General features: G+C 42.6%; 9 protein-coding genes and 1 pseudogene. 7 read left to right on the top strand and 3 right to left on the bottom strand.

Going from position 1 to position 14,696, the window contains the following annotated elements; translation table 11 throughout:
• Positions 1–1,038 (bottom strand): annotated as a pseudogene (locus B2V92_RS13660) (hypothetical protein); the annotation flags it as partial.
• A gap of 537 nt (positions 1,039–1,575) precedes the next feature.
• Here B2V92_RS13660 and B2V92_RS13655 point away from each other — a divergent pair.
• Positions 1,576–3,426 (top strand): M60 family metallopeptidase, encoded by a 1,851-nt coding sequence (locus B2V92_RS13655; protein WP_293309002.1) that lies wholly within the window; start codon positions 1,576–1,578, stop codon positions 3,424–3,426.
• Positions 3,427–3,519: 93 nt separating this feature from the next.
• Here B2V92_RS13655 and B2V92_RS13650 read toward each other — a convergent pair whose 3' ends face one another.
• Together B2V92_RS13650 and B2V92_RS13645 are read right to left on the bottom strand one after the other, a co-directional pair.
• Positions 3,520–3,990, bottom strand: coding sequence for a hypothetical protein (locus B2V92_RS13650; protein ID WP_293308999.1), 471 nt, complete (start codon positions 3,988–3,990; stop codon positions 3,520–3,522).
• Between the two features lies 1 nt (position 3,991).
• Positions 3,992–4,930 (bottom strand): cytochrome P460 family protein, encoded by a 939-nt coding sequence (locus B2V92_RS13645; protein ID WP_293308997.1) that lies wholly within the window; start codon positions 4,928–4,930, stop codon positions 3,992–3,994.
• Between the two features lie 180 nt (positions 4,931–5,110).
• Between B2V92_RS13645 and B2V92_RS13640 the strand changes: the two genes are divergently transcribed.
• From B2V92_RS13640 to B2V92_RS13615, 6 genes are all read left to right on the top strand, one after another.
• Positions 5,111–6,208: a LytR/AlgR family response regulator transcription factor gene (locus B2V92_RS13640; RefSeq protein WP_293308994.1), complete on the top strand. Its 1,098-nt coding sequence runs from the start codon at positions 5,111–5,113 to the stop codon at positions 6,206–6,208.
• A gap of 170 nt (positions 6,209–6,378) precedes the next feature.
• The gene (locus B2V92_RS13635) at positions 6,379–6,972 is read left to right on the top strand and encodes an RNA polymerase sigma factor (protein ID WP_293308992.1); all 594 of its coding nucleotides are present in this window, start codon (positions 6,379–6,381) and stop codon (positions 6,970–6,972) included.
• Between the two features lie 195 nt (positions 6,973–7,167).
• Positions 7,168–8,307: a FecR family protein gene (locus B2V92_RS13630; RefSeq protein WP_293308989.1), complete on the top strand. Its 1,140-nt coding sequence runs from the start codon at positions 7,168–7,170 to the stop codon at positions 8,305–8,307.
• 238 nt (positions 8,308–8,545) lie between these two features.
• On the top strand, positions 8,546–11,851 hold the full coding sequence (locus B2V92_RS13625; RefSeq protein ID WP_293308986.1) for a SusC/RagA family TonB-linked outer membrane protein: 3,306 nt from the start codon (positions 8,546–8,548) through the stop codon (positions 11,849–11,851).
• Between the two features lie 11 nt (positions 11,852–11,862).
• The gene (locus B2V92_RS13620; protein ID WP_293308984.1) at positions 11,863–13,341 is read left to right on the top strand and encodes a RagB/SusD family nutrient uptake outer membrane protein; all 1,479 of its coding nucleotides are present in this window, start codon (positions 11,863–11,865) and stop codon (positions 13,339–13,341) included.
• Between the two features lie 47 nt (positions 13,342–13,388).
• On the top strand, positions 13,389–14,696 hold a 1,308-nt coding region (locus B2V92_RS13615; RefSeq protein WP_293308981.1), incomplete at its 3' end, for a DUF5117 domain-containing protein.

The raw sequence follows: 14,696 nt of genomic DNA, 5'->3' as shown, positions 1-14,696 counted from the left end.
TTCCTGATTATCTACCAAAGTTATCACACCTGCCATGCCCCCACTCGGAGGAAGAATATTGGCTATAGCCAGTACCTGATTAATAATGCTACCATATAATTTGCTAGCGATGAGCAAAGCATTGTGGTATTGTGTTACGGTTAGCGGCGATCCTACCGGATTTTGGATATTACTAAGGATTGCTGCTGCATCCTGATTAGGATTTGATGGCGGATTAAGCAGTGCTGCGAGCTGTTTAACATCACCACCGAACAGATTGCTATAGTTAATATCGCCGTTCTGCATAATGGTAGTACCGATAAAAGGATAATAGGCTGCACCGTAATTCAAACCCTGCACACCTGTATTATTCCTAAAAGCTGTAACATCATTAATGTAGGCAACAGGATCGGGATGTTGCCCCCCGATGACATCAAAAATACTGATGGCTGTTTGCACGTTTTGGCACTGCAACAACATTTCCTGCATCAGTGTTCCATTTTCGGCCACTGGTAATAAGGTAGCTTCCGGACAGATATACATGGTTGGCTCCTGTTCATTTAGCAGAAGGGTAAGCCCCTGCTGTAGATCAGAAAGTTTTACATTTGGGTTAATAAGCTGCGCCCCCAACTCCATTGCTTTGCCTGAAGCAGTTCCATAAGCACCTACTGAAACAATGTAGGCATCGCCACCGCCATTCTCGTAAAACAGTTTAATGCTATTATAGAGGTAATAGATGGTATTTGGATCAGGCAGAATTGAATAATACGAATTGTTGATCAGCAAATAATCTCCAGTTGTTGGCTGGCTTTTCTGCTGAACGAGATAATACTGCGGATTGTACTGCACGGCCGGATCGGACAAACAGTAAAATGCCTCAAAATCGGCTAAAGAACTGATTTTTTGTGCCACATTGGTATAAGATTTCCCTTCGTAGCTGGCTTTCGGTGTGTAACCTATAAACGCCGGAACAGCGGTAGGAACAGCCACCACGCTGTTGGGAAAGGCATTTACTTCGTTAATGTAAACCCCTGGAGATTTAATGTTTGATTCGAGCATAAATTATTTTTAGCGGTTGTTTGGTTATAAATAAGTAAAGCGCGGGCCAAAACAGGGTGCATCAATGATTCCTGAAATTAATCCACTTTATTTTATCTCTTGTTTGTTGTAGGATTCGGATTTCCCCTTCAGCAGAGCTGTTGGTTGTACCAAAGATCAATAAAAGAATTAGAAAAAAACCACTGAGCGGAAACGTATTTTCACCCTTTTTTATAAACTGGAGATACTGAAATAATTTCAAAGACTTCAAAATATGATTAAATGAAAGGATTTGCCATTTGGTTAATATCTGAGAACATCTGGTTAAGATCCAAGTATTTACAAATACTAAACAATGTTTAATTTTATTTCACTGTATTTATCCTATTACATCAACATCTACTTAACACTTCTAAAATAAATAAATATTTCACTACAAACACGGATAAAAACCTAATAATAAAACAATTACATTCTTCAACAGAAGTATTAAGTAATTAATAAAATACTACAAAACACTAAACGGTCAACCTAATCAATCATCCTAACCTAAAAAAAATGAATTACAGTATTCCAAAAACAGTCTTGCTGCTTTTATTAACGGTAGCAGCCCTCGGCAGTTGCAAAAAGGTACAGAACCTTCAGGACGAGGAGAAAATTACAAAACCCAATAGTCAGGCAGTTGCCTCAAATCCCCAACTATTATCCACCATTGGTACAAATGTGCAGGAGTTTAACCAGCTAAAAGATGCTTCTCAGGAATCGTCGAGATTAAAATACACCTTCCACTGGACAGATTTTGATCCGACAGGGTTTTACGTACCTGCAAATACCCAACTTAATATTACTGTTGAACAGGTTACCGGTACTGCCCTACCCAAATTACTTATCGGCACTTATTACAGGTACAAAGGAACACAGAATGAACTACCGGCAATTATCCAGTTAACCGCGGGGGCAAACACCATTACTTCCGATCAATATGGAGGGATGATATGGATCCGTTTTACTACAACGGGAACACCCGATAGCAAAGTAAAAATCACATTTAACAGCGGTCATTTACGGGTTCCTGTATTTATCAAAAACCAAACTACACAAACCGATTGGTCAAACCAGTTAAGCACCTACACCTCGCCCGATGTACTCCTCATCGGAGATCATATTTATCAGGTATATGCCAGAACGAGGGCCATTGCTTACCAGCCACAGGATAATAACTATGTAATTTCGAAAGCCGATGATATATGGGCACAGGAAAACATTCTTTCAGGCCTTGATGGATCCAATACCCTGAATGCGAATAATGTGCACAGCAGAATGCTGATGACGGAAACCTCTTATGTTGGAGGATACTATGCCGCCGCTTATTATTATGCCACATCATATACGCCCGACGCCTGTGCAGATGTATTTACCCCACAGATTACCACAACAGCAGGTTGGACAGCCTGGCACGAACTGGGCCACATGCACCAGCAATCGCCATGGACATGGAGCACACTGGGTGAAGTTACAGTGAACATATATGCCCTACATGCAGAGCGCATGCTTGGTGTTACACCATCCCGGTTAAAAAGAGACAACCGCTGGCCTGTGGTATACGCCTATCTGACCAACACCTCCGCTACCAAAGATTATAATTCGACCCCAGATCAAACAGGCGATGCACCATGGATCAGGCTTTATCTTTTCCATCAGCTTTGGCTGGCCTTTGGCGATAATTTTTATATCCAGTTACATAAAAAAACCCGTGAACTCACACAAAACCCATCGGGAGACGAAAATAAAATGCGTTATTTCATGCTTACTTCCTGTACAATATCGGGCAAAAACCTTACTAATTTCTTCCGGAAATGGGGTTTTAAAGTAAATGAGAGTATTTATACAGAGATTGCCAATTTAAATCTGCCGCAACCTACGATAGAGCCGAGTACACTGAACGAGGAAGGAACTCCAACGATAGAAAATGGCGCTTATTATAAAATTATATCCGCAGTAAATAACAGCAGTGTATTGGATGTAAATAGTAATACCCCGGTAAACAGCACCATTGTTTCTTTATGGTCGCAGAATAATCCAAGCACAAATAACCAGATCTGGTTATTGAGAAGGCTAAGCGGCGGCTTTTACTCGCTAAAATCAAAAGCTGACACCACTAAAGTGATGGACGTTTCGGGTGGTGGCTCGGCAAATGGCACACAGATTATTGTTTATCAAAATTCTGGTTCAAATAACCAAAAATGGAGCATAAACGACGTTGGTAATGGTTATTATACTTTTTCTCCATTATCCGCCCCAAATTCAAACGTTGATGTAAATAGTGGTTCAACATCAAATGGCACCAAAATCCAGATATGGGGTGCCGGCAGTGGTAACAATCAAAAGTTTAAACTGGTAAAACAATAACCTAAATTCTGGATCAGAACATCAAAGCCATTACGATATAATGGCTTTGATGTTTTTAACGGTTTTAAAATATTATTGATATTCAAGGCAATATTATGGCGAAGTAGCAACCGGTATATCAAGAATTTTGGCTTGTCTATCGTCCTTGCTTATTTCCAAATCTGCATTTTTAGCAGGTCCCTTAAAAAAAATGTAATTTTTCTGCCCGTTTCCACCGATCGAAACACGCTCTATGGCCGTAACCCTATCTGGGATACGGGCACCGAACCAATCCGGATCGGCTTTTCCTTTCCAGGTTACGAGATAAAGTACCGAACCTGCCCCATAATCCATTCCATCTTTTAAACGTTTGGCGGCAATGCTGTTTCCGTATAGGGTAGCCATTGTTTTTTCTTCCGGTTGCAGGGTAACGGCCAAAGGTGTCATCTCCAAAGGGTTTTCCGGTAATTGCTTTATACCGGTTATTGATGCTTCTTTATTGATCCTATCGGTTGTTGTTGGTTTGCAGCCCAACATCAGCAATATCATAAAGGGAAATATCCCCGCTGTGAATGATGTTTTCATCTTATTTTTTAGTTAAACCGTTAATGGCAAGCGGTGTGGTAAATACATAATCATTATCGCGTTCGGGCCTGTGGCAGCTGATGCATTCGGTATCAAAACTTACTGTTTTACCATAAGGAAGCAGATTATCTCCTTTCCACCGTGCCCAGCCCCAACCTTTTGTGTGGGCATATTGTTTGGCATTTTTGATCATAAACTCCACCTGTACAAATTGGCCTGCGTAAATGCTGCCATCTTTGGCTTTCTGCTGTTTCCAGGCAGTTTTAGCGAAAACGGTTCCATCCGGCCATGGGTTTATATTACCGGTACGGATGGCCTCAACTGCTGTAGGATTGCCAAATATGATGCGTATGGTGCCGTTATCAAAACGTTCGGTACTGCTTATCGCTTTCCAGTTACGGTAATCGGGCAGGTAAGCTATCCCATTTGGCGAGTTTTTAATTTCCTTAAGCGCGGGCTTTTCTACATCTTTTGCTGTTTTTTCTGCATTGGCGGGCTTGCTTACGGCATTGTTTAACAGGTAGGATTTTAGCAGATCAACATCTTTCGGGTTTAATTTTGCTTCAGGGTGTACTGCAGTATAACTACTTAAAGGCATTTCTTTTGAAAGGATCCCGTTCAAAGCAAAATACAACATCGCATTACGCTGTGGGGTAGCGAGCGAATCCCATTGCGAAAAATCGAGTGCTTTTCGTCCATCACGGATGTGTGATGCCACCAGAAAATTAACCGGCGTAAGCTTATCGAACCAGCGCCATTTGGTATATGCAGAATGGCAGTCGAAACAGGAAGTTTCCAATACCTTTGCTACTTCTAAAGGTACGCCTGTTAGTACCCTGGCCTCCGGAGCTTTTGATGATTTCACCTCCTTTGGCCTGATCAGCTGTGCGAGCAATATCAGGACAAGGATACAGAGCACGATCTTGAATTTGAGTTTCATGGATTTTTGTTTTAATCTACCCAAAATTAGCCGTACAACCTCCAGTAACCTATTATAATCCTGCGAAAGGGATAAATTTAGCCTTAAAGGCGAATTAACGGCTTTGAATAATCCGATCTTTTTAAGACCTTGGAGCCGAAACTCCGGTATATTTTATCTGGAGATTTTTTACCACCTCACATGTTAAAAGGGCGTTTACATATTTTACTTTTTATTGCCGTAAGCATTGCGGTAATGCTCATCAGTTATTTTTCTTTCCGGTACCTTTATAACAGTGCCGCCGAAAAACTGTGGGCCAGCAAAATGGAATCGGGCGCAAGGGAAAGCAGGGAAATTGGCCGTTTGCTCGAACAACAGCTGCAAAGCGGGCTTCCGCAGGAAAAGGTAATCCATAACTTACAGCAAAGCATAGAAAATACCGATACACAGGGCGAATTTATCTGCATGTACGATAAAAACGGGATAGAACTTTGCCATCCAAATCCAGCACTCATCGGGCAAAAAATAGCAGCAGGCAACTCTATACTTCAATCCGGAAAGGGATCAATCCCTTTTAATGAAGCCATTGCCCAACAGAAAAGCCTTGGTGGTATGCGGAATTTTCCTGAATCCAAAAACCGGAGTTCGGAAATTGTGAATATTTACCCGGTTAAGGGCAGCGATTGGGTAGTTGCGGCCCATGCGAATATAGAAGTACTACAAACCGAACTCTCGGATCTTTACACCCGATTTGTAGTTTGTTTTTTGGCTACAGCCTTTATCATTATTGCCAGCTGTTTATTGCTGATCAGACAGATTTATGGCCGCTATGAAAAGGCGGTTTCATTGGAAATAAACACTTTGAACGAAAAGGTAAATACACTGGGCAGTTTAAACGAGCAATTGGCCAAACTCCAACAGGAAAATGCTACAGTTTCGTTAAATGCAGATAAGGAACTTATCAGAAAACGGATTATCACCTATTTAAAAGACGAATTGATCTACCTTGAGGTAACCGAAATTGCCTTTTTCTTCTTAGATGGCGCCAGCGTAAATATTGTAACGCATCATAACAAAAAGTACACCACCACTTTAAGCCTCGATGAACTGATGAAACAGCTTGATGACGAATGCTTTTACCGCGCCAACAGACAGTTTATCATCAGCCTTAACTCCATCAAAACCATTTACGTTTATGGTAAAAACCAGTTGAAAATTGTGGTTTCGCCCGAACCGGATGAAGCAATATTGATCAGTAAAAACAGGGTGTCGGAATTTAAAAAATGGCTCGACCGCTAATTCTTTATGGTGTAAAAAACATTGTATAAGAATTACCAACACAGTCGCCTTCCGGAAAAGACATTACAACAAGTTTTTTACAAAAACAGCCCTGTAGTGCTGAAAATAATTGTATTCCGGCTAATAATTTATATTTTAGGCCAACAATAACCTAATTAACTTCACATCCCATGCCCATACTTCCGGAAAGCGGTTCAATGGCGAGCACCCCTGAAAATAAGGGTAAGGCTTTCGAACTGGCTTTTGAAAAATATTGGGCACAGCTCTATCACCATGCCCTGCGTAAACTGAATGATCAGGATCTGGCTGAAGACCTGATACAGGAATGTTTTGTAGTGCTGTGGAACAATGCCGATATGCTGGCAAAGGAAAACGAACTGCAAGCCTATCTTTATGGTGTGCTGCGTCATAAAATACTTGATGTTTACCGGAAAGATGAAGTGCGCTTGCGTTATGCCGATGGTTTTGCAAAAAAACCACAAAACTACGCCTTGGCTGCCGATGAGCAGATGATTGCCGGAGAGCTTCAAAAAATTATCGACGATGAACTTGCCCTGATGCCACCACGCATGGTCGAAATCTATCATCTTAAACGCGAACTCAAACTTTCTGCATCACAGATTGCCCAACAATTGGGTATTTCGGAACAAACCGTAAAAAATCAGAGCCACCGTGCGGCCGAACGTTTAAAACAACGCATTATGGCTTACGATTCTTCACTTTTAATGCTCGGAATTTCCATGCTTTTAAGGATAAAAGCATAATACCGCTTAATCAACCATTATTTTTCTTCAACAAACACACTAATCCAGGGTTAATTCGGATTATCACAAGCCAATTCCAGCCTGTTATATAGTATATTTTAAAGTTTTTCCATTTTTCTTAAAAAAAATTAAAAACAGGATGGTACTTTTTAAACCGATAAACGATATACCTTAAAACCTATAGAAAATTTTAACGTGCAACAAGAACTCATTAAAAAATATCTCGAAGGAACAGCAACCGAAGAAGAACGTACCGAAGTAGAACTTTGGTACGCTTCGGTACAGCTGCCTTTTCAACAAGAGCAGGATCAGGATACGGTCCGCTCACGTATATATGCCAAAACAAACCATTTGATCGCTTCCGAACCTAAGGTAAAGCGGTTATCGTGGCTCAATTGGCGCCTCTTAAGTGCTGCAGCAGCAATAGTCCTCATTGCAGGGATTGTTTTCGTGGTATTTAATAACCAACATGCCACCCAGCGTAATGCTTTACTGGGAAATGCTTTATTCGGAACCGATATTGCACCAGGGGGCGATCAGGCCATACTTACCCTTGCAGATGGCCGCAGGATATCGCTTGATACCGCAGCAGAAGGAAAACTGGCCGGATTAACAGGCGTGCAGGTGAGCAAAACCAATGGTGTAGTTGTGTATTCGCCAACAAGCGAAAATGCTTCATCAAACAAGTACAATACTTTAAGTACACCAAAAGGGGCAAAATATGAACTGGTACTGCCTGATGGATCACATGTTTGGCTCAATGCACTTTCAAGCATCCGTTATCCTGAGGTTTTCAGCGCCAGCCAACGCAATGTTGAAGTAAAGGGCGAAGCCTATTTCGAAGTGGCCCATCTGCAAACAAAAGATAAAAAATCGCGCATCCCCTTTATTGTACAGGCTGGCGATGAGCGCATTGAAGTATTGGGCACGCATTTTAATGTGCGCTACTATCAGGGCGACCCCACACAGCTTACCACACTTTTAGAAGGTGCCGTAAAAGTTTCTTCACATGGCAAATCGGTACTGTTATCGCCTGGTGAAGCCGCCGGTACCGAAAATGGAAAACCGGAGATCCAGAAAATTACTGATGCAAATACCGAACTGGCTGTGGCCTGGAAAGAGGGCGAATTCCAGTTTGAAGATGCTTCTGTACCCGAAATCATGAACCAGATTGCCCGTTGGTACGATGTGGAAGTAATTTACCAGGGAGAAATTCCCCAGGAACATTTCAGCGGTAAGGTATCGAGAACAGAAAACCTCTCGCAGGTAATCGAAATATTAAAACGTGGAGGAATCCGCTTTAAAATAAATGAACGTAAAATAACTGTCTATTAGAAAAATATAACATCACACGATCCCTAACTGGCCAGGCCGGTAAAGGATTGCCGATTGTTTGACAAAAAAAAACCGGGATGTGCGTCAACACATCCCGGATAATACAGTCAGGCGTCGTTTTCAAAAATCGACTAATTTCTTATAACCATCAACCCAACCAAACAAAAGTATGCAAATTTCTACTTTGTATCAACCATGGTATGCCCTCACCAGATGCTACCATAAACTATCGAAGATAATGAAGATATTCACACTGATCATGCTCGTATGCTGTATACAGGTAAGCGCCACGGTATACAGTCAGAACATCAGTATCTCTGAAAAAAACATCAGTATCGAAAACCTCCTCGAAAGGATCGGAAGACAGAGCGGCCACACTTTCTTCTACAATTCGGGGCTTTTCAAAAATTATCCGCTCATTAAGGTAAGTTTAAAAGACGTTCCTTTAAGAGAGGCTTTAACCCGGATTTTATCAAGTGCAGATCTCGAATTTTCGGTGGTAAACAATACCGTTGTCATCAATAAGGCTGCTCCAAAATCACTGGCCGAAACCATTATCGGCAAAGCCACCATCCTGGTTACGGGTAAAATTACCACTAAAGACGGTGGTGCATTGCCCGGCGTAACCATTACCGCAAAAGGTACAGGCGGAAAACAGGTCTGGATTTCGGACACAAAAGGTGCATATACAGCTGTACTTACCAATGGAAATACCAGTTTGGTGTTCAGTTACCTGGGCTACCTGAGTAAGGAAGTTAAAATTACGGCAAGCCGCAGGTTGGATATTACCCTTGAAGAAAATAACAGCCAGCTCGATCAGGTACAGGTTTTGGCCTATACTACTACTTCTAAGAGGCTGAGCACTGGCAACTCCTATACCATCACCAGCGAAGAACTGGCGAAAAGCCCGGTTCCGAACGTACTACAGATGATCCAGAACAAAGTGCCGGGTTTACAGATTATACAGAATACCGGGCAGGTTGGCGGATCCTTCAATGTAAAAATCCGTGGTATAAACGGTTTCAACAATGTAGATCCATTATATGTTGTTGATGGTGTGCCCTACCCTGCCGGCGGAACCAATTTTAACCCGAACGGAATGTCGGGCGGGCTCCCAACACTAAGTAATAACAGGCTTACCGGTACCTTGGCACAACAGGGCGGAAATGCCTTAAACTACCTTAATCCGGAAGATATTGAAAGTATCGATGTGTTGAAAGATGCTGATGCAACTGCGATTTATGGATCGAGGGGTGCTTATGGTGTAATCCTGATTACCACCAAAAAAGGAAGTTTCAATAAAAACGGTGATCAATCATTGAATGTCAACCTCAACCGCAGTTTAAGTGTGGTGGGTACTTTCCCCGAATTGTTGGGCACGGCAGATTACCTGATGCTGCGCCGCGAGGCACTTAAAAATGATGGTCTGGCTGTTGGTCCTGGTGATCTTGACCTCAACGGAACCTATCCACTGGATGCAGAAACCAACTGGTCTAAAGAGCTCACCGATTATAAAGCCTGGAGCACCCGTTTAAATTTACGTTATAGCGGTGGCAGCGAACTTACCAGTTATTCGATAAGCGGAAGTTTTAATGATCAGGGCAATGTGCTCCGTTCAAAGGGGTATAACCGCGATGGTGGACTTAAAGTTGATTTAAGTACAAATACAAAAAATAAAAAATTCAATTTAACGGTTTCTACGCTGTACAACTCTACCGTAAATACCATGCTTCCTTATGAATTTTCGGGCGATGCGGCAACCTTGCGTGCACCAAACGGACCTTCCTATTTCAACCCTGATGGAAGTTTAAACTGGATATCTAACAATAATCCTTACGCATACATCAATACTGATTACCGCGGGGTAACCAATAACCTGCTCGGCAATACCACCTTGCTTTACAAACCGGTTAAAGGCCTTACCATCAAAGCCCTTGTAGGCTACAACCTGCTTACAGGCAATGAACTGCGCCAGGTTCCTACAACGGTGTTTGCTCCGAACGATATCGCCGCAACAGCCAAAGCCAACAGTGCAAGCAATGTATACAACATCCGCACCTGGTCTTTCGAGCCTTATGCCAGTTATACCAGGACTTTAGGAAAACGCGGTAACATTACGGCTATCGCAGGAGCTACTTTCCAGGATAAAATGATTTACCAGAACCAGATTACCGGAACTGGTTTTGTGGCCGATGCCCGTTTAAACAATCCATCGGCAGGAACAACAGTAACCACCAACTTTAATAAAGCATTAACCCGTTACATGGGCTATTTTGGAAATTTAAATTATAACTGGGCCAACAAATACATCATTAACCTGAGTGCCAGATATGACGGTTCTACCAAATTCGCTCCTGAAAACCGGTTCGGATGGTTTGGATCTGTTGGTGGAAGCTGGATCTTTAGCGAAGAAAAACTGATTAAAGACAACCTTTCTTTCTTAAGCTTTGGTAAACTCCGTGCCAGTTATGGTACAACAGGAGGTGATGGCATAGCAAACTATGGTTATTTATCATCGTACTCAACCGGTACACCTTATTTAAACAATACGGTTTTTATCTCTAACGGACTATCGAATAGCACCCTCCATTGGGAATCGAATAAAAAACAGGACTATGGAATTTCCCTTGGCTTTTTAAAAGACCGTATCTTAATCGATGCGAGTTATTATAAAAATAAAGTTTCAGATCAGTTAATCAGTCAACCACTCTCTAACGTAACGGGTTTTGCAAATGTTTTGTTAAACTCTCCTGTGCTGATCCAGAATACCGGGCTTGAATTCAGTTTATCGAGCTCAAATATCCGCGGTAAAAACTTCAGCTGGTCTACCAGTGCTGTAATGACGCTGCCTAAAAGCAAAGTACTTGAAATGCCTGCACAGTACCTCGCACCAAACTTCAACTATGTACTGGGCAAATCGATAAGCAATATTAAAGTTTATAATTATGTAGGTGTTAATCCTCAAACTGGCGATTATAACTTTGTTAATGCCGCTGGTGTTCAGGGTCCTTATTTAACCGGACTAACCAATGATGACAGGACCGTTAATATTGATCTGGCACCACGTTATTTCGGAAGCGTTTCCAACTCATTCAGTTACAAAAGTATCTCGTTAGATTTCTCTGTAGCCCTGGTTAATAAAATGGGCAGCAATTTTCAGGGCCAGTTAAGTTATTTGCCAGGTTATTTCGATCGTAATACCACTTCATGGGCTTTGGATCGCTGGCAGAAACCTGGAGATGTAACCAATGTACCTAAGGCAACAACCAGTTTATTGACCAGCTTGTTCGGTCAGAATACTTTCAGACAGAGTTCTGGTGCCTACGAACGGATTACCTATGCACGCTTGCAAAACCTGAGTTTATCTTATGCCTTGCCCAAAGAATACCTGAAAAAGCTGCATGTAAACAACCTTCGGGTTACTCTACAGGGACAGAACCTGTTTACGATTTCGAAATACCGCGATCTTGATCCGGAGAACCTTTCGCTGGTCTCACTTCCGCCATTAAAAGTATTTAACCTTGGTTTAAACGTTACGCTTTAATTTCAAACGACATGAAAACTATTAAATCCCATATATTCATCGCTTTTGTTCTTTTTGCTACACTTTTTAGTGGCTGTAAAAAGTTTCTGGAAATCCCATTACCTACCGACCGTTTTGCTACCGAAGGCGCTTACCTGAACGATAATTCTACAGGTGCTGTACTTACCGGTATTTTTAGTACAGCGGCCGGAAGTATACTTTATAACGGCGCAAACACCCTATACGAAACCATCGGTTTCCGCACCAGTTTATACGCCGACGATTTAACGCAGATCCAGGCTGCCAGTGTAAATTCTATTGCGGCAACTACCTCCCAGTTTTATCTAAACGGGCTTACTTCCACCAATTCGACACAGTGGATAACACTTTACCGTCAGGTATACAACTGTAACCTTACCATCGAAAATGTGGAGTCGCACCGCAGCAACCTTTCGCGTTATAACCAGTGGATGGGCGAAGCATTATTTATGCGTGCATTCAGCTATTTCGATCTGGTAAACCTATATGGTGATGTTCCATTGGCACTTAGCTCTGATTATAACGTAACCAATTTTCTACCACGGGCACCAAAAGCACAGGTATATGCACAAATGGCTGCCGACCTTATAAGGGCCGAAAGTTTATTGGGAGAAACCTATCTCGATGGCCTGAGTGCCACTACCCCAAACCGCACGCGTCCTAATAAATTTGCAGCTGCCGCATTACTGGCACGCGTTTATTTATACATGGAAAATTACGCAGGTGCAGAGGCAGAGGCAACAAAAGTAATCAACAACAGTACACTTTACCAGCTCCTGCCACCTGCGAATGTATTTTTAGCCAACAGCCTTGAAACCATCTGGGCCATTGCCCCTACAACCGGAAATGTGGTTCGCGATTACTATTTATATACCACTGCCCCTGCAGTAAATGCCACGCAGGTAGCTTTGGCCAACATCAGTCCGGGTGCCATGAGTGCTTCACTTTTAAACAGTTTCGAAGCCAATGATCAACGAATCGCCAATTGGACGGTTTTAAAAACCACCACCACAGCACCGGTAAACGGACAGTTTTATTATCCGGCCAAATATAAATCGGTGGTAAACGGAACAGAATTTTTAATCCAGCTCCGTCTTGCAGAGCAGTTCCTCATCCGCGCTGAAGCACGTTTAAAACAGAATAACAATGTAACCGCTGCCGTACAGGACATTAATGTGGTACGCCAAAGGGCCAGACCGACTACTCCTGCCGACGCCCTTCCCGATTATCCTTCAACAATTTCACCCGATGCCTGTATGGATGCTATTTTAAAAGAAAGACGCACCGAGCTGTTCAGCGAATCGGGCCACCGTTTTTACGACCTGAAACGTACCGGAAGGATTGATGCTGTAATGACAGCTGCCGCTACCGTAAAAGGCAGTACCTGGGCAAGCTGGAAACAGATCTGGCCGATACCATTAAACGATATCCAATTGAACCCTAATTTAACACAGGCACCAAACTACCAATAAAAACCTTCAGGCTGCCTGGTTCCGGTGGCCTGATTTTAATCTCATTCATGAAAAAGACCAATTGCCGACTTTATTTTAAAGTCTTTCCGACCCTTATTGCCCTGTTTTTCTATTTTTCTGCCTCAGCGCAGGTAAAAGACAGTACGGCAAACAGTGCAGGCGCCCGCATGCGTGCCTATAAAGCCCTCATAACCAGCAAAGCCAAAACCTACAGCAGTTTTGTACGCATGCATCAGGTAGACGACAAGTACTACCTCGAAATTCCCGATTCACTTTTGGGCAGGGAAATCCTTACGGTAAACCGTTTAGGCCGCGCCGCTGCAGATTTCCGCTCTGCCGATAGTCCTTTTGGTTATTCGGGCGACCTTATCGGCGAAAATCTTTTCCATTTCGAAAAAGGTGCCGGAAATAAACTTTTCGTAAAAATGAAAAGTTACAGGGAACGCGCAACAGATAGCACTTTTAATGGCATGAAACGTTCGCTGGAACGCAACAATTCAGAATCGCTACTACAATCTTTCGCCATTAAAGCAACTAATGATAGTACCCATACCACTGTAATCGAACTCACCGAATACCTTAACCAGGATAATTTACTTTTTGGTTTTGCCCAACAGGTTAAAATGATGAGCGGACTTGGCATGATGGCGAACGACCGTTCTTATATCGAATCGGTTAAAGGATATGCAGATAACCTTTTTATCCGTATGGTGAGAACTTATAACAAACCCATTTCTAAAGGAAGTGCTACCCTCGCTCCTTTTACTTTCGAGATCAACAGCTCGATGATCCTCCTGCCAAAGCAGCTGATGAACACCCGCACAGCCGATAAGCGTGTTCCATTTCAACAGGTTGATTATATTGATTTTGACCAAAATCCATTGGGTGTAGTTAACCTGGGTTATATTTACCGATGGAGGATGGAACCTGTAAACCCTGTTGATTATAACAGCGGAAAATTAAGCAGACCCAAAACGCCGATCAGGATGTTCCTTGATCCACAGATCCCCAAAAAGTGGCTTCCCTACTTAGCAGAAGGGATTTTAAGCTGGAATAAAGCTTTCGAAAAGGCAGGATATCAGAATGCAATCGAAGTGGTAATGCCCGCTGCAGATTCGAACCAGGTTTATCTCGAAAATGCGCATTTAAGCGGTGTGGTTTTTAAACCAGGTACCGGCGAAAGCTGGGGCAATATTATCCGCGATCCACGTACAGGTGAGATCCTTCAGGCACAGCTTAATTTTTACCTGCAGGATTTAAATAAACTTTACAATCAATATCTTATACAGGCTGGTGCCCTGGATCCGCAATCGCGCCGCCCTACGTTTACCACAGAGCTGATGGGGCGGCTGCTT

Source organism: Pedobacter sp. UBA5917, assembly GCF_002432345.1.
In the GTDB taxonomy this organism is placed as follows: Bacteria; Bacteroidota; Bacteroidia; order Sphingobacteriales; family Sphingobacteriaceae; genus Pedobacter.
Note: the sequence above shows the minus strand (reverse complement) of the source record. Positions and strands in the feature narration are given on the sequence as shown.

What these genes read in the sequence shown, in the direction of transcription:
- B2V92_RS13655 (WP_293309002.1), top strand. Translation starts at nt 1,576, where the DNA reads ATGAATTACAGTATTCCAAAAACAGTCTTGCTGCTTTTATTAACGGTA.
- B2V92_RS13645 (WP_293308997.1), bottom strand. Translation starts at nt 4,930, where the DNA reads ATGAAACTCAAATTCAAGATCGTGCTCTGTATCCTTGTCCTGATATTG.
- B2V92_RS13640 (WP_293308994.1), top strand. Translation starts at nt 5,111, where the DNA reads ATGTTAAAAGGGCGTTTACATATTTTACTTTTTATTGCCGTAAGCATT.
- B2V92_RS13620 (WP_293308984.1), top strand. Translation starts at nt 11,863, where the DNA reads ATGAAAACTATTAAATCCCATATATTCATCGCTTTTGTTCTTTTTGCT.
- B2V92_RS13650 (WP_293308999.1), bottom strand. Translation starts at nt 3,990, where the DNA reads ATGAAAACATCATTCACAGCGGGGATATTTCCCTTTATGATATTGCTG.
- B2V92_RS13625 (WP_293308986.1), top strand. Translation starts at nt 8,546, where the DNA reads ATGAAGATATTCACACTGATCATGCTCGTATGCTGTATACAGGTAAGC.
- B2V92_RS13635 (WP_293308992.1), top strand. Translation starts at nt 6,379, where the DNA reads ATGCCCATACTTCCGGAAAGCGGTTCAATGGCGAGCACCCCTGAAAAT.